We start from the raw sequence: 22,193 nt of genomic DNA, 5'->3' as shown, positions 1-22,193 counted from the left end.
AGACACATACGCCCCTTTACGACGACCCTTTTGCGGTGCGATACCTGACGGCGAGTCTCGCGCTGCAAAAGGATCTGCCGCCATGCCCGGATATTCAGCCCGCCCGCCCGCCATTCCGACTGTGCTGATCGACGACCAGATGGTGCGCGTGACGCGCTGGGATTTCGAGCCCGGCGCGGCGACCGGCCATCATGTGCATGGTATGGGCTATGTCGTCGTGACGATGACGGAATGCGAGTTCCTCGTCGAAGACGCGACCGGCGAGCATCGGCTGAAGAGACCGGTCGGCGACGTCTATCGCCGCGACGCCGGCGTTGAGCACAATGTCATCAACGGCGGCAAGAAGCCGATGACCTTCATCGAGATCGAATATAAATGAGCGAGCCGCGCGAAACGCCGGAACCACCGGAATTCGATCTTTCGTTCCAGCCCGCCCATGGCGAGGCGGTGACGGTCGCCGAGCATGTCCAGCGCATCACGGTCAACAATCCCGGCCCCTTCACCTTTCACGGAACCAACAGCTATATCGTCGGCGACCGCTCCGTCTGCGTGATCGATCCGGGGCCTGAGGACGAGGCGCATTTCCAGGCGCTGATGGCGGCCCTTGCCGGACGCGAGGTCACGCATATCGCCGTCAGCCATACCCACAAGGACCATTCGCCGCTGGCCCGCCGGCTGAAGGCCGAAACGGGCGCGACGATCGTCGCCGAGGGCCCCTATCGCCCGACCCGGCCGTTGCACGAGGGCGAGGCCAATCCCTTCGCCGAAAGTTCCGATCTCGACTTCGTCCCCGACGTCGCACTGGCCGACGGCGACGTGATCGAAGGTGACGGCTGGCGGCTTACCACCATCCTGACGCCGGGACATACGGCGAACCACGCCGCTTTCGCGCTGGACGACCGCGGCGTCGTCTTTTCCGCCGACCATGTCATGGCCTGGGCGACCACGATCGTCGCGCCTCCGGACGGCGCCATGGGAGACTACATGGCCTCGCTGGAGCGACTGCTTCAGCGCGACGATCAGGTTTATTTTCCCGGCCATGGCGGACCGGTCAACGATCCGGCCGCCTTCCTGCGCGGACTGCGCACCCACCGACGGATGCGAGAGCGCGCCGTTCTGGAGCGTATCCGTGCCGGCGACCGACTGATCCCCGACATGGTCAGGGCCATCTATGCCAGCACCGATCCACGCCTGCATGGCGCGGCAGGTCTCTCCGTGCTCGCGCATCTGGAAGACCTGGTGGAAAAGGGTGAGGTGACGACCGACGGCCCGGCGCGGCTTTCCGGCGTCTACCGGATCGGCTAAAACTCAGACGAGCGAGGAGAAACGATCATGATGCGCCACACTGTCCGTCCCGCCCTCCTCCTGCTTGGTCTTCTGCTTCCCGCCCTCGCCCTCGCCGCCGACCGCCCGCAGGTCATAGCCTATGGCAATGACCACGCCCAACAGCTCGACTTCTATGCGGCAGAACCTGGCTCAGCACTGGCGCCGCTCGTCGTCTTCATCCACGGCGGCGCCTGGCAGGGCGGCGACAAGGCGACAGCAACGGGCGACAAGGCTGCTTATTTCCACGCGCTCGGCTATGCCTTCGCCGCCATAAATTATCGCCTCTTGCCGGAGGTCGGGGTGGAGCAAGAGGCAACCGACGTCGCGACGGCCTTGGCTTTCCTGCGGGCCAAGGCCCCTTCGCTTGGCGTTGACCCCGGGCGCATCGCCCTGGTCGGCCATTCCGCCGGCGCCCATCTGGCGGCGCTGGTGGCGACCGACCCGGTCTATCTGGGGACCGCCAACGTGCCACTCACCGCAATCCGAGCGGTTTCGCTGCTTGACGGTGCTGCCTACGATATTCCCCGACAGATCGACATGGCGGGAACGCTGATGAGGCGGCTCTACCGCAAGGCGTTCGGCGATGATCCGCAACGCCAGAACCGGCTCTCACCGACCGCCCATGCAGCCGCGCCCAACGCGAGGGCCTTCCTGCTGCATTGCGCCGTGCGCCGTGAGGATGCCTGCATCCAGGCGATGGGCCTTGCTCAGGCCCTCGTCGCCGCCGGCACGCCGGCGCACGTCATACCGGTCGAGGGCGCGAACCATCGCGATCTCAACCGCAAGATCGGAACGCCCGGCGACGCCCCCTCCGCCGACATTGCCGACTTCCTCGACGAGAATCTATGAACCCGCCGGTCAGTCGCCGGCAATGCCGAGAAGTTCGGCATCGAGCGTATGCATGAAGTGCTCGGCGATTTCGTCGCCGATGCCGAGATCATGCGGGCCGTAGCGGCTGGCCACGCGCACATCGACCAGCGTCGTCTCGGCCTCCTCGCGCAGACGGATGACAACATCGAAGGGCAGGCCCAGGGCGAAGGTGCGCGTCATCGCCTGCAGGCGCACCGTTCCAATCGGCTCTGGAGGCGCGGCTGGCCCGACAGGCTGCGGTTCGGGGCGCGGCTGCGGCACGGGCACACTCTCCGGCACGGCATTGGGATCGGTCCGCCCCCCTTCGGATCTTGCCGGCGTAAGCGGCTGAAATTCCGGCACGGCGAACTCCTGTCCGCGCTCGGCGACGACGGTCAGTCCGCTTTCATCAACCACCTTGCGCACCGCTTCATAGACACGGTCGAGTGCGCCTTCGTAGCGATGGCCCGTCAATCCCGGATAGGCGAGCATCTGCGCGTGGCGGCTCGCCGGGGAGATCTCCGGCCGCTCCATCCATTGCTGTCTGGCGGCCGGCGTCCGAAGCCACTGCGGCGGATCGACGAGGTCGCTCGAGACGTCATAGATCGGCGGCCGATCAAGATAGCGCCAGGTGGCCCAGCCGACGAGGCCAAGCGGCAGCGTCGCGTAGAACAGCGCCCAGGCGGCGGCCACCCCGCCAAGCGCGCCGATCTGCCACAGACGAGCCAAGCCGAGCAGCGCCAGCGGCAAGGCAAGCGCCGCAGGTACGGCGGATATAGCCACCAGCGCAACGAAATCCGGTGTGGTCAGTGGCCCGAAGCGATGGCCAAGCACAACCACCACCATCATTCCGGCGCCAAGGAGCCCGAGCCGCCGAGCCAGGAAGGCCGAGCGCGAAACGGGTCTGTCGTAGCGGATGGTCATCAGGGCGACACCGGATCTGGCGGGAGGGCGAGCGAAGCAGTCCCCACCTGTTTACCGTCTGGCCGCGAGAGCGACAAGCGGGACGAGAAGGCGGCGGTCGCCGTCGCCGGGCGGCAGCGATCAAGGCTTGTCCGGTATCACTGGCGCCTGCGGATCCTCAGGCGCCAGCTGTCCGGTGCCACCATCCAGATCCAGCGTTTCGCCATTCAGCATCGGCGCAGAGCCATCCTCGGGGATCTGCAACTCGATCGCGCCGCCGTCGGGCTGGGACGGATCGGGCAGCGTGGTGCCCTTGAGTGGCATGGGCACATAGAGCGAGGCCAGCACAATAATACCGATGACAATCAGCCAGCTGCCGACGATGCGCGACGGGATCGTCAGCCAGGGGCCGCAGAACTGGCGCAGCACGAGAGCGGGTGCGAGAATCAGCCAGAGCGCGCTCACGACCGTGCCGGCGGCGAAATCGAGCAGACCGACGCCGAGGTCATCGAGACCAACGAAGAGTGAGAAGGAAAAAGCGACAACCGCTGCGGCGAGCAGCACAGCCCATTGGCGAAACCGCCCGGAAAGCCAAAGCGAGGCCCCGGTCAGCATCACAGCCGCCGGCGCGATCAGGTAAAGCACCTCGCCGAGCGGCGAGGCAAGGATCACGCCGAAAATCGCATCGAAAAAGGTGAGCATGACGACCAGCACGCCGAAAAAGGTGCAGACGATGGCGACGAGATCGCGCCTCGTCTCAGCCACGGCCGCGCCGAGCGAGAGGCCCAGCATGGCAAGCACGAGATCATAGACCGAGAGCGTGAACAGGCCGCCGAGCTCAAGGAAACCGTATTCGTGCGGAATACCCTGCGACAAGAGAAGGGCGAACGCCCCGGCACCGAGCGGCCAGAGCGAGCGGCGGAACGAAGTCCCGGCCAAGATGGCGCGAAAATCCAGCCGGCTGCCGGCTGGAACCGGTGGCTGGCCAGTTCTGGCGGATGATACTGCCGCACTGACCCCGGCCTTGCCCGTCGCGTCAGCTTTCCCCTTGGTGTCCGGCGATGCGTCTCCAGGACGCGCGCGCGAGGCACTGGCAACGCTGCCATCGGCCCTCACTCTGGTGCGAGGACGGGTTCGGTGCGGCGGGCGGCGCTTGCTCATTGGCGGTCCGGTATTCCTGTTGTCTCGCTTGAAAGGCTGGAACCGGCTATTCCACAAACCGCTTGCTTTGTCATCAATACGCGCGACAATCCCGGCGAACCAATGACATAGGGCTGGCAAATGATGGTGCCGATCTTGATGCTTTCCGCCATCACGCGACGCGAACGCAGGGATGCGACGCGTTTCGTCTTCGACACCGTGAACACGCTCGGCGGATGGATCGACGACGTGCGGATGTATTCCAACATGATGAATACCATTCGCCTGACGCTTGCGGCCGGCGCCTGCCCTGCCCTCATCGCGGCGCTGCGCGATGGCGGCATTGTGGTCGACGAACCAGCAGCCGAACCGGCTCCCTCCGATCCGGCGGCCGAGCGCATGGCGACGTTACAGATCACCTTCATTCATGACGAGCCGGACCTGCGGCGCGAGGTGCCGGCGGTGCCGGGCTAACAAACCGCGTGTCAGGTCTCAGTGATCGACCTTGGCCGCACTGCCGATCGCCGCCTGCGCCGCCGACAGTCTCGCGATCGGCACGCGGAAGGGCGAGCAGGAGACATAGTCGAGGTTGGCGCTTTCACAGAAATGGATCGAGGCCGGATCGCCGCCGTGCTCGCCGCAGATGCCGAGCTTCATGTCGGGCCGGGTCTTGCGGCCGCGCTCGGCGGCGATGCGGATCAGTTCCCCGACACCGTCGAAATCGAGCGAGATGAAGGGGTCCTGTTCGATGATGCCCTTGCGCTGGTAAGTCGGAATGAAGGCCGAGGCGTCGTCGCGCGAAATGCCAAAGGTGGTCTGGGTCAAATCGTTGGTGCCGAAGGAGAAGAATTCGGCGGCCTCGGCGATGACATGGGCGCGAAGGGCGGCGCGCGGCAGCTCGATCATCGTGCCCACGAGATAGGAAATATCCAGTCCGGCCTCGGTCATGACCGCCTTGGCCACCTTGTCGATCAGCGCCTTGACGTAATCGAGCTCGGCTTTCAGGCCGACCAGCGGCACCATGATCTCGGGCACAACGGCGGCACCGGTCTCGCGGGCGGCGGCGACCGCAGCCTCGAAGATGGCGCGGGCCTGCATTTCGGCGATCTCCGGGTAGGAGATGGCAAGGCGGCAGCCGCGATGGCCGAGCATGGGATTGAACTCGTGCAGGGCATCCACCCGCTGGCTGAGAAGCTGCGCCTCCATACCCATGGCGCTCGCGACTTCGGCGATTTCTTCTTCCGTCTTCGGCAGGAATTCGTGCAGCGGCGGGTCGAGCAGGCGGATCGTCACCGGCAGACCATGCATGATGGCGAAGAGCTCGGTGAAGTCGGAACGCTGCATCGGCAATAGCTTGTCGAGAGCGACACGGCGTCCCGCTTCATCCTCGGCCAGGATCATCTCGCGCATCACCTGAATGCGGTCACCCTCGAAGAACATATGCTCGGTGCGGCAAAGACCGATACCCTCGGCGCCGAAAGAGCGCGCCGCGCGCGCATCGACCGGCGTATCGGCATTGGTGCGCACCGTCATGCGACGGGCCTTGTCGGCCCATTGCATCAACTGGGCGAAATCGCCGGAAAGCTCCGGCTGGAGCATGGGAACCTCGCCCTTCAGCACCTGGCCGGAGGAACCGTCGATGGTGATGACCGCACCCTTTCCCAGCGTGACGCCCATGCCGACCAGCAGTTCGTTCCTCAGATCGACGCGCATGGTGCCGGCACCGGCGACACAGGGGATGCCCATGCCGCGCGCGACCACTGCGGCGTGGCTGGTCATGCCGCCGCGGGTGGTCAGAATGCCCTCGGCGGCATGCATGCCGTGAATGTCCTCAGGACTCGTCTCGACGCGCACGAGAATGACCTTGCGGCCCTCCTCCGCAGCGATCACCGCTTCTTCGGCGGTGAAGACGATGGCGCCGGTCGCCGCCCCCGGCGAGGCCGGCAGGCCGGAACCGATGATATGGCGCTCGACCTTCGGGTCGATGGTCGGGTGCAGAAGCTGGTCGAGCGAGGACGGGTCGATGCGCAGCACCGCCTCCTCCTGCGTGATCACCCCTTCGGCGACCATGTCGACGGCGATCTTCATCGCCGCCTTGGTGGTGCGCTTGCCCGAGCGGGCCTGCAGCATCCACAGCTTGCCGCGCTCGATGGTGAATTCGAGATCCTGCATGTCACGATAGTGCGCTTCCAGCCGGTCGCAGATGCGGCCGAATTCGGCGAAGGCCTCAGGCATGACCTTTTCCAGCGACGGCTTGTCGGACCCGCTGTCGATGCGCGCGGCCTCGGTGATCGATTGGGGCGTGCGGATGCCGGCGACGACGTCCTCGCCTTGCGCATTGACCAGGAATTCGCCGTAGAGCGCCTTTTCCCCGGTCGAGGGGTTGCGGGTGAAGGCGACGCCGGTTGCCGAGGTCGAACCCAGATTCCCGAAGACCATGGCCTGCACGGTGACGGCAGTGCCCCATTCGGCGGGAATGGCGTGAAGATGGCGGTAAGTGACAGCGCGCGGATTCATCCAGCTGGCGAAAACTGCGCCGATCGCCCCCCAGAGCTGGACATGCGGGTCCTGCGGGAAGGGTTCGCCGAGCGATTCCTCGATCACCTCCTTGTAGAGGCCGGTCACATGCTGCCACTCGACCGCCGAAAGATCCGTATCGAGTTCGTGGCCGAACCGGGCCTTCTCGTCCTCGAGAATTTCCGCGAAGACCTCGTGGTCGATGCCCATGACGACATCGGCATACATCTGGATGAAGCGGCGATAGCTGTCCCAGGCGAAGCGCGCGTCGCCGGCATTATGACCGAGCGCCTCGACGGTCTGGTCGTTGAGGCCGAGATTGAGGACGGTATCCATCATGCCCGGCATCGAGGTACGGGCACCGGAGCGGACCGAGAGCAGAAGCGGCAAACTGGTGTCGCCAAAGCCACGACCGGTCACCGCCTCCATGGCCTTGATGCCGTCAAGCACCTGAGCCTTCAGGTCGTCCGGCAGGCTGCGGCCGTTCTGGTAATAGAAAGTGCAGGCATCGGTGACGATGGTCAGGCCGGGGGGCACCGGAAGACCGAGACTCGCCATCTCGGCGAGATTGGCGCCCTTGCCACCCAGAAAATTGCGGTCGGCCGCACTCCCCTCAGCAGCTCCGTCGCCGAAGGTGTAAACCCATTTCGTCATGCCTCATCTCCACCCGAACAGGCTATTTTTCGATGGTTTACAGCATATGTGACGGAATGAAAACGCCGCGTACACAGGATTATGTTGCATCGCATCATAATTGCGACGGAGAACGCATACCAAAAGGCTTGCTCAAAGCCCCGAAGCTCATTCAGCGGCCAGGACAGCCGCTTCGGCAGGGGTCGGCGATCCGAGCACGACCGTGCCGAGCTTCATGTCGGAGATCCGCATCACCGCCCGCTTGCCGTCCTTGGAATAGAGCAGGCGGACCGCGCTTGCCGGGCAATTGCCAGGCTGGCAGGCGGAAAAGAGCTGCATCGGCTTGTCCTCGACCTCCACCCGCTTCGAGGCAAGCGCCACATATCGGTCACGACTCACCATATTGCGCACCCAGGAGGGAAGGCCGCGCTTGCCGTGGATAAGACCGGTCAGCGCCTCCCGATGGGGCTTGGAGCCGGCAACGACGGCGGGGAGGAAATTGCCGGACAGGGAAAGCTCAGCGCCCGCCGCGATGGAAAAGGGGATGGCCGTCAGACAGAGGCAAAGCAGAAAGACCGACGCGGCGACCCTTCGCAGTTTCCCTTTGCTCATGGAATTTATTTCTCCCGCATCGATTCGGACATGACGAATTGCCCCATCCTTTCGCGAAGCCCGGCCATTGTGAAGACCGCAATCGGCAAAAGGCGCAATCTCACCAAGAGGAGAGCGGCAAGCCACGCCGCAGTCCTGCCGCCGTCAGAGGGGAGAGCTGTCGATGACGACCATCGAACAGATGAGCAAGCAGCACTCGACGCAAGCACATTTGCCTGACGGAAGATCTTGTCGTAACGTCGGCCACCTCCGGTCGGCAACGGCTCCGGTCACGCTCATCGCAGGAATTCATGCACTCAAATTCCGCAATTTATTCATATTTCATCGTTTCGGCGCATATTCACCACTTGAGCGAATGAGACGATAGGAATCGGCTGAAGGTGTTGACGGAGCAAGTTTCCCAAAAACTGGCTGAGTTGCACGAGCAATCAGCGGCCCTGGTTGCCGTCTATGATCCAGACGATCGGCTGCGCTATGCCAATGCCGCCTTTCGCGCCAGCTATTACGTGGAGCCGGACGAAACGCCCTTGTGGTCGGATTTAATGCGGCGTAACTGGCAATTGGGACGTGGCGCTATCATCACCCATCCCGATATAGATGCCTGGCTCGCTTCGGCCATTGCGCGACGCGGCAAGCTGCAGCGTCGGGCCTTCGAGGCCGATCTGATAGACGGCCGCTGGTTGTGGGTCGTCGAAACGATCCTGCCGGATGGCTGGATGCTCTATATCGCAACCGACATTACCGAGTTGAGGACGGAGGAGCGTGAACTGCGACAGTTGCGCGACTTCGCCACCCGTGCCTCCCAAACCGATGAGCTGACCGATATCTCCAACCGCCGCCACATGTGGTTCATGCTGGAGAACCTGCTGAACGGAGCCCATGTTTCGCAATCGCGCGGCGGCTGCCTCTGCCTCTTCGATCTCGATTTTTTCAAGCAGATCAACGATCGCTTTGGACATCAGGCCGGCGATCTGGTTCTCGTCGATTTCGCCCGCACGGTCCAGCAAACCATCCGGTTACGTGACGGTTTTGGCCGCATCGGCGGCGAGGAGTTCATGCTCATCATGCCGGATACTTCGATCATCCACGCCAAGACAATCATCGAGCGGGTATTCGCGGCTATCCATAAGCGTCGTCCGATTCCAGACGATCCGGAATTCACCTACACTTTTTCGGCCGGGCTCACCCAAATCAGAGCCGATGATACGCCACAGTCCGCCTATTCGCGCGCCGATCAGGCGCTCTATCAGGCCAAGAACGAAGGTCGCGACTGCCTGATACTGGCGGCTTGACGGCCAATCTCAACAGTCATGACCTGATTTGAAGCGCAGGTGTTTCCTGGTCAAATTGGAACATTCTAGACAGCGTCCCGTTCGCGCAACGCTTCCGCTGTCTGCAGGTCGACCGAAACGAGCTGGGATACGCCCTGCTCGGCCATGGTGACGCCGAACAGGCGGTTCATGCGGGCCATGGTGATGGGATTGTGGGTGATGACGACGAAGCGCGTCTCCGTCGAAGCCGCCATTTCGTCCATAAGATTGCAGTAGCGCTCGACATTGTGGTCGTCGAGCGGGGCGTCCACCTCGTCCAGAACGCAGATCGGCGCGGGGTTGGTGAGGAAGACCGCGAAGATCAACGCCATGGCGGTCAGCGCCTGCTCGCCGCCCGACAGCAGTGTCATGGTCTGCGGCTTCTTGCCCGGCGGGCGGGCCAGGATTTCGAGGCCGGCCTCCAGCGGATCATCGCTCTCGATCAGCTGCAACTCGGCGGTGCCGCCATTGAACAGGTGGGTGAAAAGCCGCTGGAACTGGGCGTTGACCACGTCGAAGGCGGCGATCAGGCGTTCGCGGCCCTCGCGGTTGAGGCTTTGGATCGCGCCGCGCAACTTCTTGATCGCGTCGATGATGTCGTCGCGCTCCTTGATCAGCGCGGCGAGCCGCTCCGACAGTTCCTTCTGCTCCTCGTCGGCGCGCAGGTTGACAGCGCCGAGGCGTTCGCGCTCGATGCGCAGACGGTCGAGGTCGCGCTCGACTTCGCGCAAATCCGGAATTTCCGACGGGTCCTTGAGGCCGGTCAGGCGGAAGGCCTCGTGCGGCGGCACAGCCAGCGCCTCGTGGATGCGGGTCTCGGCCTCTTTGCGCCAGTCGCGGGCGGAGACCAGTCTTTCCTCGGCGCGGCCGCGCTTTTCGCGGCTTTCGGCCAGTTCGGACAAGGCGGCGGCGGCCTTCTGGTCGACCTCGCGCTGGCGGCTTTCGGCCTCGACCAACCGATCGGCGGCGGCGCGCCGTGCGCTTTCCGCCTTCTCCAGCTCGTTCATCAAGGCGCGGCGTTTTTCCTCAACCTCGTCGGGCGCCATTTCCAGCCCGATCATTTCGTCCTCGGCCTCGGCCATGCGGTCGCGTAGCGTGGCGATATGCTCCTCGGCGCTTCGTGCCCGCGTCTGCCAGGTCGAACGCTCCTGACGGATCGCGAGAATGCGGCGGCGGCGACTTTCGTCCTCGCGGGCCAATCCCTCGAAACGGGCCCGGGCTTCGGCCACACGGCCGCGATCGGTCGCGACCTCCGCCTCGGCCTCGCGCAACTTGGCATCGAGCGCGGAAAGATCGGGCGTTTCCTCGATCTCGATGCGGGCGTTTTCCTCCTGTTCGAGCGCTTCCTCGATCTGGCCTTTCAGACCATTCACCGCCTCTTCGATGACGACACGGCGGCGGATCAGGTCGCCCGAGGCGCGCTCGGCCTGGGTCAGCGCCTCGCGCGATTCGGCAAGCTGGCGAACGCACAGACGCTGCCTGTCGCGCGCCTCGGCCAGCCGGGTCTCTTCGAGACGAATCGCATCGAGCGCTTCGGCCAGCCGCTCCTCGGCATCGGCAAGCGCGTATTGCGCCTCCTCGACTTCCGCTTCGATCTCCGACAGGCGGTTCTTCTGGGCAAGACGAAGAGCGGCCGCACTCGGCGCTTCCGAACCCCTGACATGGCCGTCCCAACGATAGACCGCGCCTTCGCGGGTGAGGAGGCGCTGGCCGGGCAGCAGCCGGGGCATCAGTGACAGCGCGGCCGCCGCATCGGCCACCACACCGATCTGGCGGAGCCGGCGGGTGAGAGCGGCAGGCGCCTCCACATGGGAGAGAAGGACGTCGACGCCAGCCGGCAGCGCCGGATCGCTCGATCCATCGCCGTTGAGCATCCAATGGGCGGGGGCCTCTGCGTCAAGCGGGCTATCGAGATCGTCGCCCAGTGCTGCGCCCACGGCGGTCTCAAAGCCGCGATCGACGGTGAGTTCCTCGGCGACCGGCGAGAAATCGCCAGATACGGCAGAGGCCAGCATGCGGGCGATGGTGCGCGCTTCGGTTTCGAGCGCATTGAGCTTCGAGCGGGCGGCATCGAGCGGCGCGCGCGTCAGGCCTTCGGCCCGGCGGGCCTCGGCGAGGCTGCCTTCGACTTCTGCGGTTATCGCCTCGGCATCGGCGAGCGCCTGTTCGGCGGCCTCGACCATCTCGCGTTTTTCTTCCGGATCGGGCAGTGCCGCGATCCGGGTGGAGATCTGCTCCAGCTCACCGTTCGCCTCCGCCACCTGGCGTTCGAGCCGCTGGCGGCGGTCGGCGAGATCACGAATCAGCCGTTCCAGCTGGTTACGGCCGGCTGCCGCTTCGGCGCGCTCCGACGTCAGCGCGGTGAAACGCTTCTCGCTGTCGGCAAGCGTCGCGGTGGCCGCCTCGAAGGTGACGCGCGCCTCTTCGCCATAACGGCCGGAATCGGCAAGGATGTCCTCGAGTTCGGCTTCCTCCGCCGTCAGCCGCTCCAGCACCTCGGCATTGTCGGCGACGAGACGCTCCTCACGGCGGATGTCCTCGCCAAGCTGGGCAAGGCGGCGGGTGAGTTCATCGCGGCGGCGCAAGAGCCGGCCAGCTTCCTCGTCAAGCTGGGTGCGGGCGATCTGCAGGCGTTGCAAGGCAGCCGCGCAACGCGCCTCCTCCTCGCGCAGTTCCGGCATCTTGAGGCTGGCGATGCCTTGCGCCTTCGCCGCCTCCATCTGGGCCTGCGCCTTCTCCGCGACAATCGAGGTCGCCTGGTTCAGTGCGCTCTCCGCCTCGCCTTCAGCCTGCTTGGCCTGGCTCCAGCGGATGTGCAACAGCATGGCCTCATGCGCCCGGATGTCGGCGGACAGCATCTTGAAGCGGTTGGCCTGGCGGGCCTGGCGCTTCAGGCTTTCGATCTGTGTTTCGAGCTGGGCGGTGATGTCCTCCAGCCGTTCGAGATTGGTTTCGGCGGCCCGCAGGCGAAGCTCGGCCTCGTGGCGACGAGAGTGCAGGCCGGAAATCCCGGCGGCCTCTTCGAGCAACTGGCGGCGCGCCTGGGGCTTGGCCTGGATCAGCTCGCCGATGCGGCCCTGGCCAACCATCGAGGGCGATCGGGCGCCGGTCGAGGCATCGGCGAACAGCAGCTGCACATCCTTGGCGCGGGCTTCCTTGCCGTTGATACGATAGACCGAGCCTTCGCCGCGCTCGATACGGCGCGTCACCTGAATTTCATCGGCATCGTTAAAGGCGGCGGGCGCGGTGCGATCTGAATTGTCGAGATAAAGACCGACCTCGGCCGTGTTGCGGGCGGGACGATTGCCGGAGCCGGAGAAGATCACGTCGTCCATGCCGGACGCGCGCATGTTCTTGTAGGAGTTTTCCCCCATCACCCAGCGCAACGCCTCGACAAGATTCGACTTGCCGCAGCCGTTCGGCCCGACGACGCCAGTCAGGCCACGTTCGATGATGAATTCGCTCGGTTCGACGAAGGACTTGAAGCCGAGCAGACGCAGACGGTTGAACTTCATGCCGCAAGCCCCCTCTTCTCCCCAGCGGGCAGAAGGTGGGCAGCTAGACCGCGTGAGGGCGAGCGTCGTACATTCCACCCCCTCATCGCCTCACTCCGTTCGGCACGTCCCCCCGCTGGCGAGAAGACAAAAACAACAAAGACGGGCGCACGGCTTTCGCCGTCGCCCGTCGAAAAGCCGGTGCGCCGATCAGAGCATGCTGTCGATAAGCGCCGACATGGTATCAACCGACATGTCTCCCGAATAGCTCTTGCCGTTGATCAGGAAGGTTGGCGTCGACTGAACGCCGAAATCCTTGGCCCCACGATCCCGGACCGAAGTTACATCACCGGCAAGTTTCTGGTTCGTCAAGCAGGCGTCGAAGCTCTCCTGTGTAAAACCACCCAGTTTCGACAATTGCAGCATGGCGCCGCGTACATCGTTGTCCGCCGGGGCCGCCCAGCTGCGCTGCTGCTTCATGAACATCGAGACGAATGGGAAGTAACGCTCTTCCGGGGTGCAGCGCGCCAGCATGAAGGCTGCGAGCGATGCGGTGTCTCCCGGGAAGGGGAATTCGCGAACGATGAAATAGGCCTTGCCACTGTCGACGTATTTTTCCTTGATCGCGTCGAAGGTGTGGGTGTGGAAGTTGGCGCAATGCGAGCAGGTCATCGACATGTATTCGATGATCTTGACCGGAGCGTTCGGATCGCCGAGCGCCATTTCCTTCATCGGGCCCGGCTTCAGGGCATCGGCCATGTCGACATCGTGATCCGAAGTCGGAATCTCGACCTTGGCCGCAGGCGCGGCTGCGACAGGAGCCGGGGCCGGGGCGGTCTCGGCGGCAGGAACCGCTGCGGTCGACGGCTCGGCCGGGGTAGCGGGCGCGGCGGGAGCAGCCGGGGTCGCCGGAGCGGCCGTGCTGGTCTCGGCGGGCTTGGCGGCGCCATCCGCCGCCGCCTTCTTGTCGGAATCGTCGCTGCAGGAAGCCAGCACCGCCGCCATGGCGACGACAGCAACACCACCCATCAGGCGGCTCTTGGTGAGGATCGTATCGAGTTTCGGCATCAATGCACCCTGATGACTGTTTTTGACATTGCCCAACCGTTATCGCGCCAACCGGTGTCAAACAAGGCGGCGGGGTACCCCTTTCATCAAAGAATCGTGACCTTGCGGGGGCTAACGCATTAAATATTCTTCATGTTCGCGGCCATCATCACTTGCGGCGTTGCGACATGACGCCGGTGCCGAGCCGCTCGATCGCCTGGCGAAGCTTTTCATCGGTGATACCCTCCATCATGCCGGCGAGCCTTTCGGCCTTCTCCCCGACCAATTTGCGCGGCAGCGCGCGCTTCAGCGTCGCGGTCGAGACCGGCTTCTGGACGATGCGAATCTGGCCGATCGCCGGATAGCCGAAAAACCCGTTGATACGGGCGATGAGTTCGCCCTGGGCATGCGACAGAAAGAGCGCACGCGCGCCTTCGCAGGCGATCGTCAGAACGCCCGGCCGATGACCGCCCGCATCGCCTGGATCACCACGACGCGGCCAGGCGATCTTTTCCGGGCGCGTGCAATCGGCGAAGTTCTCGCCGGCGATCTCGTCCCAGGACCCGAGCAGTGCGGTCGATATGCCGGCGCGGCGGGCGAGCACCGGATCGATGATGCCATTGGCCACTTCGGATATCTGGATCACGCCTTTTCGCGGAGCACGCATGGAATACCGTGGAGCCTTTCATCTCACCCCTTGAACGGCCGGGTGATTTGGCCAGATATAGGGCACTTCTCCCCTCACCGGCAAACGACGAGCGTGACAATCCAGAAGAAACCCGCCGCCGAGCCCCTGCTGGCCTGGTACGATCGCCACCACCGCGACCTGCCCTGGCGCATTTCGCCGGCCATGGCGAAGCGTGGCGTGAAACCCGACCCCTATCACATCTGGCTATCGGAGGTGATGCTGCAACAGACGACGGTTGCGGCGGTGAAGGCCTATTTCGCCAAGTTCGTCGGCCAATGGCCGACGGTTGCCGATCTCGCGGCCGCCCCCTCCGAGGACGTGATGGTCGCCTGGGCGGGGCTTGGCTATTATGCGCGAGCCCGCAATCTGAAGAAATGCGCAGAGGCCGTGGCTTTCGAGCATGGCGGCCGCTTTCCCGAAACAGAGGAAGGCCTCAAGAGCCTTCCTGGCATCGGCGACTATACCTCGGCTGCGGTCGCCGCGATCGCCTTCAACCGCAATGCGGCGGTGATGGACGGCAATGTGGAGCGGGTGATCTCGCGGCTCTACGCCATCGACGCGCCCCTGCCCGGCTCCAAGCCAGCGATGAAGGCGCGCGTGGCCGCCATGACGCCGGACGACCGGCCGGGCGATTTCGCCCAGGCGATGATGGATCTCGGCGCGACGATCTGCACGCCAAAGCGGCCGGCCTGCGCGCTCTGTCCGTTCAACGATGTGTGCATGGCCTTGGAGAGCGACGATCCGGAGCGCTTTCCCGTCAAGGCAGCGAAGAAGGAAAAGCCGGTGAGGCTGGGCGCGGCCTTCATCGCCGTCGATACGGACGGACATCTTCTGCTGCGGCGCCGGCCGGAGAGCGGGTTGCTGGGCGGCATGACCGAGGTACCGACAACCGCCTGGACGTCGCGGGTCGATGGCGAGACGGGCGTGGAGGCGGCACCCTTTGCCGCCGGCTGGCAGGCCTGCGGCACCGTCACCCATGTGTTCACCCATTTCGAGCTTCGGCTCGGCGTTTACCGCGCGCAGGTTTCCCGTGGGGATGTGGGTGCGGTTCACGGCTTCTGGGCGCCGGTCACAAATCTTGACGGCGAGGCGCTGCCGACTGCCATGAAAAAAGCGATTGCCGCCGCTATTCCGACCGCCTTTTCGACCCCAAAAGGATAATTCATGCCCGACCCCATTCGTCATATTGTCTTCGACATCGGCAAGGTGCTGATCCATTACGATCCGAACCTGCCCTATTCGCGCATCATTCCCGATGCGGCAGAACGGCACTGGTTCTTCGACAATGTCTGCACCCATGACTGGAACCTCGAGCAGGACCGTGGACGCAGTTGGTCCGAGGCCGAGGCGGAGGCCATCGCCCGCTTTCCCGAACGCGAGGAACAGATCCGCGCCTTCCGCCGCAACTGGCGCGAGATGGCGCCTTATGCCTATGAGGACAGCGTGGCGCTGATGACCGGGCTGATCGAAGCGGGACGCGACGTCACCATGCTGACGAATTTTGCCGCCGACACCTTCCGGGAAGCGCGCGCCATGTACCCCTTCCTCAACCTGCCGCGCGGCGTGACCGTTTCCGGTGAGGTCGGTCTGTTGAAGCCGGATGTGGCGATCTACCAGCGTCACGCTGCCGATTTCGACCTCGACCCGGCGGCTTGCGTGTTCATCGACGACGTCGCCGTCAATGTCGAAGGCGCCCGCGAAGCCGGCTGGCAAGCGGTGCAGTTCCTCGGCGCGGAAAAGCTGAGAGCGGATCTGCGGGACCTGGGCGTCGTGGTCTAGAAGATCACGCCGCTCACCCGCCGGCGATCTCGAGGAATTTCTCCTCAAGCCGACGGGTGAACAATTCCGTATCGAACAGAGGCGCGACATCGCGCGCTTCGATGAGATGCTTGCGCAGGCGGGAATGGCGGTCCCCATCCTGCGCCAGTTCGACCGCCAGGCGGACGAAGGCTGAAAGGTTTTCGGCGACGAGTTCCGGCAGGCCCACGGCGGAAAGCAGACTTTCCGACACGCGACCAGCAAAGCTCGTGCCTTTGAATGTCACCACCGGCACGGCGCACCACAGCGCATCCGAGGTGGTGGTGTGGCCATTATACGGTGCGGTGTCGAGCGCGATATCAGCCTCGACGAGCCGCCGCAGATGCTCGGTAATCGGCACCTTTGGCGCAAAGATCAGGCGGGCCGGGTCGATGCCCTGCACTTCGGCCGCCTTTTGCAGATTGCGCCTGGTGAGAGCGGACTGATCCATCAGCCACAGCACCGAACCGTCGACGGCGGCAAGCACCTGCATCCAGGCGGCAAAGACATTACCGCGGATCTTCTGCGACTGGTTGAACGAGCAGAAAACGGTGCCCGTTTCCGGCAGACCGAGCGCGCGGCGCGCACCAGCCTTGTCCGATGCCCGTTCCACCGCCTCGCGGCTGCGGTCATTGGCCTGATAGCTGCCCTCCAGGCGGAGCAGTTTTTCCTGATAGAAGGGGATCGAGCGATCTGGCGTGACGATCCGGTCGGTCATGGCATAGTCGATGCCGACGCCGGCGACGCAGCCGGGAAAGCCAAGATAGGTGACCTGAACCGGTGCCGGCCGCCGACAGAAGATGGCGAGCCGGTTGCCTTGGGTGAAGCCCTTGAGATCCACCAGAATATCGAGGTCGAGCGAGCGCACCAGATCGGCGGCGGCATCATCGTCGAGCGCCAGAATGTCGATGTAGAAATCAACCGCCTCGAGAAAGCGTTCGCGCACAGGTCCCTGCCGCAGGTTCTCGGGCGTGTGGCAGATGCCGTAGATGGAGAAACGCTCGCGGTCATGGGCTTCGAGCGCCCCGGCGAACAACGCCATGGTCGCATGATCGCAGAAATCGGACGAGAGATAGCCAACACGCACCGGCCCCGGCGCGCGCTCGGCGCGCGACCATTTGGGCGCGACCGGGGGAAAGACCGCCTCGGCCGTGCGGCGGGCGCAACGGACGTGGTATTCCTCATCGCCCGACCAGACCAGCGCACGGAAAGCATTTTCACGAATATCGGCGGTCACGCCCTCACGGGCATAGGCGGCTTCCAACTCGGCTTGGAGACGCTCGGCGAGCGGGAAGTCGCACAGGTTGGAGGCACACCAGAACAGTTCGGAAAGGCCCAGGCGCTCCTCGGGGTTTGCGACATAGCCCTGAAGCAGCGGCGGATAGGCCTCCTCGTAAAGCCCAAGGCCAGACAGGACGATACCGGCATTGACGAAGTTGCCGAAGTTCTGGGCCATGGTCGCCAGTGCGCGCGCATAGGGCAACGCATCGGCATAGCGCCCCGTTTCACGATAGAGGCTGCAAAGCGAATGGACGACATCAAGATCGTCCGGCAGATGTTTTTCCAACATCAGCATGGTGGAGAGCGCCGCATCGATGTCACCGACGGCGAGATAGTGCGAGGCGGCGCGGAAGGCGACCTCGCGCTTGAGGTTCGGTGTCAAATCGATGGCGCCGGCATAGAATGTCGCAGCCATGGCCCGGTCGCCCAGCCGCTCATGGATAGTCGCAGCCAAGATCATCGGCTGCGCGTCGGCGCGCTCCACTTCCAACAGCTTGTAAAGCGTCGCCAGAGACGATTGCAACTCGCCGGCGTTAAACTGCTGCTTGGCCTTGTCCAGCAATGCCGTCACGTCTCGCTCCCATGTTTCGCTAATATGATTAGGCATGCCGACTTGTCCGAAACTGTCGGTTGGACAAAGGTGCTTCATCGCAGCCGCGCGACTACTGCCGGCACATAGACATCCCCTGCCCCTGGAGCCCTTGCATGACCTTCGATCCCGTCGTCGCCGCCAAACGCTATCTCGACGCCGTGAACGGTCTCGACTTCGAGATGATCGAGGATTTCTACGCCGAGGATGCCGTCTATGGTTCGGTGAAGGTCGGAGGCCTTGAGGGTCGCAGCGCGATCATGGCGGCCTTCCGCCGCTATTTCGACACCTATCCCGACCAGCAGGCGGTCGACGAACTGATCGAGGCCGCCTCGCCGCTGGCCGCGCGCGCCGTATGGCGACTGAAGGCGACCCATGCAGAAACCGGCGAGCCACTGATCCGCTTTGGCGAGGAGACGATCACCTTCGATGCGCAGGGCAAGATCGTCTCGGTGGAGGTGACGGATTACAAGGTCTGAGGCCCCTTCGGAGAAATGACGCCCGGCGCTTTCGCACCGGGCGTCAAGGTTCTCCCGCCAGGACTAGAGGTACATGACCGGCCGGAGAATCCGGACTGGCAAAGCTGGGCGGATCGTTAGTCCAGCTTTGCCAGTCCTTTGCGGACGACGGAGCGAAGCTCGTCGATGGGGCGCAGGGAGTGCCCGTCATCGGTGTGCCAGAACGTCCATCCGTTGCATGCGTCAACGCCCTGCACCTTCGCGCCCAGACGATGAATGGAACCTGCCTCGCTGCCCGAGACGAGCGTGCCGTCGGCGCGCACCACCGCCGAATGGCGACGTTTGGCGCAGGTAAGAACCTGGCCCGGCTTGACCATGCCGCTCTCGACCAGCGTGTTGAAGGCAACGCGCGGTTCGGCCTTCTTGCCGGTCAGCACCGTGAGTTCGGTCTTGCCGAGCGGCGTGACCGAGGCGATGCGGGCAGAGGCAGCATCGATATAGTCCTGCTCGCGCTCGATGCCGACGAAATTGCGACCGAGACGCTTGGCGACCGCGCCGGTGGTGCCGGAGCCGAAGAAAGGATCAAGCACGATGTCGCCCGGCTTGGTGGAGGCCATGATGATGCGGGCCAGCAGCGCTTCCGGCTTCTGGGTCGGATGGACCTTCTTGCCATCGTCGCCCTTGAGGCGTTCACCACCGGAGCATATCGGGAAGAGCCAGTCCGAGCGCATTTGAACGTCGTCGTTCGAGGCCTTCAGCGCATCGTAGTTAAAGGTGTAACCCTTGGCCTTGGCGTCCGGGGAAGCCCAGATCATCGTCTCGTGGGCGTTCTGGAAACGACGCCCCTTGAAGTTCGGCATCGGGTTGGTCTTGCGCCAGACGATGTCGTTGAGGATCCAGAAGTTGAGATCCTGCAAGGTCGCACCGACGCGGAAGATGTTGTGGTAGGAACCGATCACCCAGATCGTTCCGGTGGGCTTCAGGACGCGGCGGCAAGCCAGCAGCCAGGCGCGGGTGAAGGCGTCATAAGCCTGGAAGGAGGCGAACTGATCCCACTCATCGTCGCAGGCGTCGACGAGAGACTGGTCCGGGCGATGCAGCGCGCCACCGAGCTGAAGATTGTACGGCGGATCGGCGAAAATCACATCGACCGACTTGTCGGGAAGCGCTTCGAGCGCTGCGACGCAGTCGCCCTTGATGATCGAGTTGACCCAGGAAAACGGATCGCTGGAACGGCGGAGATCGGCAAGCGGGAATACAGAAGCCATCGGTTACTCACTCTTACGCTGACGCAGCACGGGATAACGAGGCTTATGGTTACTGATCTTGGTTACCAAAGACTGAATGGAAATCGAAAAATTGCGGAGAGTCAGGCTGCTTCTCCGCGAAACGGAGCCGGATATGGTGAATCCGGAAGGCCATGATCGGCTTGCTGGCCTTGAGGGAAGACCCTCTCCACGCGGCGACAGCGCGGCGCCCGGCAAGACGGAAATAATGCTGGATAAAACTCAGCGCGCCCTTCTGCGGCCACTCTTCGCGGACACCTGCTGGAGGACGGATGCCGCGTCTGGCGCCGGCACGATCAGCCCGGCGACAATCGGGCAACAACGGCGCCGACATAGCCTGCGGCGGCCACTTCGTCGCAAAGGCTCGACCATTCGCAGCCGGAGCAGGCCGAGCGGATGCGGCCCGTCGCGAAACTGGCTCTCAACCGATCCAGCAGAGCCGAGCTCAGGACAATGCCAGAACCAGCGGAAAGCGTGACGGACAAAAGGCGCGAGACAGCGTTGCGGGCGTCATCGTCCCGCCGCAGAACGCTTTCGCCGAGGCAATGGGCGCCACCACCGCCAAGCAGCGGTCGACAGATGTCGTCCGGCCCCGCCACCAGTTCGATTTCCTCGCCGGCCGACAGAAGGGCGGCGATCGCCTCGTAGTTCTCGACGAAGGCGGGGGAATAGCCCTTGCCGATGTAGGTCAGCATGCAGAGCAAATGGTGGGCACGGAGCCGGACGGTCACGGTTACAGCTGTCCCGGCCTCAGAGGTCGAGTGACTTGTTCGCGCGACGGCCGACAGCCATCAGCACGGCCGCGGCGAGCGCGGACTTCAGCACGGCACCGAGAATGAACGGCACGACACCGAGGACGAGACCTTTCTCAGCGCCGATCAGGTAGGCGAGCCAAGCGCCGCCAATGGCCAGGCACAGCAAGTTGGCGAGGAGATGGGCAGAGAAGCTCAAGACCACCCGCTCCCCGGCCCAACCCTTTTCGGCAAGGAAACCGGCGAGTGCGGCCACGATCGGGAAGGCGGCAAGGTAGCCGGCCGTCGGACCGACGAAAGGCGCAAGACCGCCGGCGCCATTGGCAAGTACAGGCAGACCAATCATCGCCTCGCCGAGCCAGGCAAGAACGGTCAGCGCACCGAGGCGCCAGCCGTAGAGCACGCCGATCATGGTCAACGCGAAGGTCTGCAGGGTGATCGGCACCGGCACCATGGGCACACTTATCCGCGAGGCGAGCGCGAGCAAGGCCGTGCCAAAGACCAGCAGCACGGCCTGCGTGGCCAGCGAGCGGCGAGCGATACCAAGCGGATCGAAGCCGCGAACGGCGGTGGCAAGCATGGACGTCATGGCAATCTCCATTTTATAGATAATTTAATTCGCGAAGCATATTTTATCTATGATTTTCGGATTCGCCAAGATTAGAGCGTGAAATTGCAGGCGACACGTGGCGCGCCTTGCCAGCAAATCATGCAAACAGACGCAAAACCCCTCTTCCGCAAGGATTTTCCCATCGCGAGTTTTTATCTATAATTTTTGAAAATCAACCGACGATGGCGAAGCCTTCAGTCTCGGAACGGCCGGGGGCCGGCATGGAGGCGCGACCGATCCATTGCACATGCCGCTCCAGGATGCGGCAGGCCTCGCCGGCATCTCCCTGCCTCAGAGCATCGAGAATCGCACGGTGATCGTGATCCGTGCGGGCCTCCCAAGTGGCGCGCCAGGCGACAAAGAGAAAGCGGGCGCTGACGGCGTGCAGATCGTCAATGACGGAAAGCAGGCGCGGCATGTCACAGGTCGAGATGATCAGGCGATGAAAGCGGCGGTTGGCCTCCTCCCAGGTCCGGACATCACTTGCGTCGTCGGCATCCGTCGCAGCCTGCTCGGCCGCGTCGAGCAACGCACCGGTCAGATGCGGCGCGGCATGTCGCAGCGCCAGCACTTCGAGGGCGGCGCGCATTTCCGCGACCTCGCGCACTTGCTTCAGGTCGAAGGAAGCGACGCGCACGCCGCGGCGCGGAATGCTGACGACGAGGCCCTGTGCCTCCAGCCGGCGGAAGGCTTCCCGGACCGGCACGTGGCTGGCGCCGAATTCCTCGGCGATACGGTCCTGAGCGAGGCGCGAGCCAGGCACCAGTTCGCCATGGACGATGCGCTCGGCGAGGGCGCGGCTGATGCGGCTGGCGATGGTGTCGTCGCGTTCTTTTTCCATGGCTCCTGCATAGTCAGCAGCCACGAAAATGTCGAGACGAACAGCCATAGCCAGACGGAA

General features: G+C 64.0%; 20 protein-coding genes. 8 read left to right on the top strand and 12 right to left on the bottom strand.

The window, feature by feature from the left end:
* Nucleotides 1-82 precede the first annotated feature (82 nt).
* Genes RNA01_RS05725 through RNA01_RS05715 form a run of 3 tightly spaced genes read left to right on the top strand, consistent with a single transcriptional unit; the run spans nucleotide 83 to nucleotide 2,175 of the window.
* A complete protein-coding gene (locus RNA01_RS05725) occupies nucleotides 83-379 on the top strand; it encodes a cupin domain-containing protein (RefSeq protein WP_147179005.1) in 297 nt (98 codons plus the stop codon).
* Complete coding sequence (locus RNA01_RS05720; RefSeq protein WP_147179004.1) at nucleotides 376-1,305, top strand: MBL fold metallo-hydrolase; 930 nt, start codon at nucleotides 376-378, stop codon at nucleotides 1,303-1,305. Before RNA01_RS05725 ends, RNA01_RS05720 begins: the two co-directional genes overlap by 4 nt.
* Before the next feature lie 27 nt (nucleotides 1,306-1,332).
* The gene (locus tag RNA01_RS05715) at nucleotides 1,333-2,175 is read left to right on the top strand and encodes an alpha/beta hydrolase (protein WP_210245730.1); all 843 of its coding nucleotides are present in this window, start codon (nucleotides 1,333-1,335) and stop codon (nucleotides 2,173-2,175) included.
* Between the two features lie 9 nt (nucleotides 2,176-2,184).
* On the opposite strand, the gene RNA01_RS05710 is transcribed toward RNA01_RS05715, so the two are convergent.
* Together RNA01_RS05710 and RNA01_RS05705 are read right to left on the bottom strand one after the other, a co-directional pair.
* On the bottom strand, nucleotides 2,185-3,099 hold the full coding sequence (locus RNA01_RS05710; RefSeq protein ID WP_147179003.1) for a DUF1499 domain-containing protein: 915 nt from the start codon (nucleotides 3,097-3,099) through the stop codon (nucleotides 2,185-2,187).
* Nucleotides 3,100-3,219: 120 nt separating this feature from the next.
* Nucleotides 3,220-4,239, bottom strand: a complete 1,020-nt coding sequence (locus RNA01_RS05705; protein WP_147179002.1) for a hypothetical protein — start codon at nucleotides 4,237-4,239, stop codon at nucleotides 3,220-3,222.
* A gap of 120 nt (nucleotides 4,240-4,359) precedes the next feature.
* Here RNA01_RS05705 and RNA01_RS05700 point away from each other — a divergent pair, with 120 nt between their 5' ends.
* Nucleotides 4,360-4,692: a hypothetical protein gene (locus RNA01_RS05700; protein ID WP_147179001.1), complete on the top strand. Its 333-nt coding sequence runs from the start codon at nucleotides 4,360-4,362 to the stop codon at nucleotides 4,690-4,692.
* Nucleotides 4,693-4,710: 18 nt separating this feature from the next.
* Here RNA01_RS05700 and ppdK read toward each other — a convergent pair whose 3' ends face one another.
* Together ppdK and RNA01_RS05690 are read right to left on the bottom strand one after the other, a co-directional pair.
* The gene (gene ppdK / locus RNA01_RS05695; RefSeq protein WP_147179000.1) at nucleotides 4,711-7,389 is read right to left on the bottom strand and encodes a pyruvate, phosphate dikinase; all 2,679 of its coding nucleotides are present in this window, start codon (nucleotides 7,387-7,389) and stop codon (nucleotides 4,711-4,713) included.
* 147 nt (nucleotides 7,390-7,536) lie between these two features.
* Entirely contained in the window at nucleotides 7,537-7,980 is a 444-nt protein-coding gene (locus RNA01_RS05690; RefSeq protein ID WP_147178999.1) for an Ivy family c-type lysozyme inhibitor, read from the bottom strand.
* A 383-nt stretch (nucleotides 7,981-8,363) separates the two neighbouring features.
* Between RNA01_RS05690 and RNA01_RS05685 the strand changes: the two genes are divergently transcribed.
* Nucleotides 8,364-9,272, top strand: a complete 909-nt coding sequence (locus tag RNA01_RS05685; RefSeq protein ID WP_210245734.1) for a GGDEF domain-containing protein — start codon at nucleotides 8,364-8,366, stop codon at nucleotides 9,270-9,272.
* 65 nt (nucleotides 9,273-9,337) lie between these two features.
* Here the strand turns inward: RNA01_RS05685 and smc are convergent, their stop codons facing one another.
* The 3 genes from smc to RNA01_RS05670 form a co-directional block, all read right to left on the bottom strand.
* Complete coding sequence (smc, locus tag RNA01_RS05680; RefSeq protein ID WP_147178997.1) at nucleotides 9,338-12,805, bottom strand: chromosome segregation protein SMC; 3,468 nt, start codon at nucleotides 12,803-12,805, stop codon at nucleotides 9,338-9,340.
* 189 nt (nucleotides 12,806-12,994) lie between these two features.
* Nucleotides 12,995-13,852 carry a DsbA family protein gene (locus tag RNA01_RS05675; RefSeq protein WP_147178996.1) on the bottom strand — a complete coding sequence of 286 codons (858 nt, stop codon included), beginning with the start codon at nucleotides 13,850-13,852 and terminating at the stop codon, nucleotides 12,995-12,997.
* A 148-nt stretch (nucleotides 13,853-14,000) separates the two neighbouring features.
* The gene (locus RNA01_RS05670; RefSeq protein ID WP_147178995.1) at nucleotides 14,001-14,498 is read right to left on the bottom strand and encodes a DUF721 domain-containing protein; all 498 of its coding nucleotides are present in this window, start codon (nucleotides 14,496-14,498) and stop codon (nucleotides 14,001-14,003) included.
* Between the two features lie 93 nt (nucleotides 14,499-14,591).
* On the opposite strand from RNA01_RS05670, the gene mutY reads away from it, so the two are divergent.
* Entirely contained in the window at nucleotides 14,592-15,680 is a 1,089-nt protein-coding gene (mutY, locus tag RNA01_RS05665) for an A/G-specific adenine glycosylase (protein ID WP_147178994.1), read from the top strand.
* A gap of 3 nt (nucleotides 15,681-15,683) precedes the next feature.
* Nucleotides 15,684-16,298 (top strand): HAD family hydrolase, encoded by a 615-nt coding sequence (locus RNA01_RS05660; protein WP_147178993.1) that lies wholly within the window; start codon nucleotides 15,684-15,686, stop codon nucleotides 16,296-16,298.
* 13 nt (nucleotides 16,299-16,311) lie between these two features.
* Here RNA01_RS05660 and RNA01_RS05655 read toward each other — a convergent pair whose 3' ends face one another.
* Entirely contained in the window at nucleotides 16,312-18,204 is a 1,893-nt protein-coding gene (locus RNA01_RS05655; protein ID WP_170253373.1) for an O-linked N-acetylglucosamine transferase, SPINDLY family protein, read from the bottom strand.
* A gap of 98 nt (nucleotides 18,205-18,302) precedes the next feature.
* Between RNA01_RS05655 and RNA01_RS05650 the strand changes: the two genes are divergently transcribed.
* Entirely contained in the window at nucleotides 18,303-18,665 is a 363-nt protein-coding gene (locus tag RNA01_RS05650) for a nuclear transport factor 2 family protein (RefSeq protein WP_147178991.1), read from the top strand.
* A gap of 116 nt (nucleotides 18,666-18,781) precedes the next feature.
* On the opposite strand, the gene RNA01_RS05645 is transcribed toward RNA01_RS05650, so the two are convergent.
* The 4 genes from RNA01_RS05645 to RNA01_RS05630 form a co-directional block, all read right to left on the bottom strand.
* Nucleotides 18,782-19,912: a site-specific DNA-methyltransferase gene (locus RNA01_RS05645; RefSeq protein ID WP_147178990.1), complete on the bottom strand. Its 1,131-nt coding sequence runs from the start codon at nucleotides 19,910-19,912 to the stop codon at nucleotides 18,782-18,784.
* Between the two features lie 314 nt (nucleotides 19,913-20,226).
* Nucleotides 20,227-20,661, bottom strand: coding sequence for a DUF1284 domain-containing protein (locus RNA01_RS05640; protein ID WP_147178989.1), 435 nt, complete (start codon nucleotides 20,659-20,661; stop codon nucleotides 20,227-20,229).
* A 19-nt stretch (nucleotides 20,662-20,680) separates the two neighbouring features.
* Complete coding sequence (locus RNA01_RS05635; protein WP_147178988.1) at nucleotides 20,681-21,271, bottom strand: biotin transporter BioY; 591 nt, start codon at nucleotides 21,269-21,271, stop codon at nucleotides 20,681-20,683.
* A 193-nt stretch (nucleotides 21,272-21,464) separates the two neighbouring features.
* Nucleotides 21,465-22,133 (bottom strand): GntR family transcriptional regulator, encoded by a 669-nt coding sequence (locus RNA01_RS05630; RefSeq protein ID WP_147178987.1) that lies wholly within the window; start codon nucleotides 22,131-22,133, stop codon nucleotides 21,465-21,467.
* Nucleotides 22,134-22,193 lie beyond the last annotated feature (60 nt).

The organism is Paenirhizobium naphthalenivorans, assembly GCF_007992095.1.
Taxonomy (GTDB): Bacteria; Pseudomonadota; Alphaproteobacteria; order Rhizobiales; family Rhizobiaceae; genus Allorhizobium; species Allorhizobium naphthalenivorans.
This window is presented reverse-complemented; position numbering and strand designations above follow the sequence as displayed.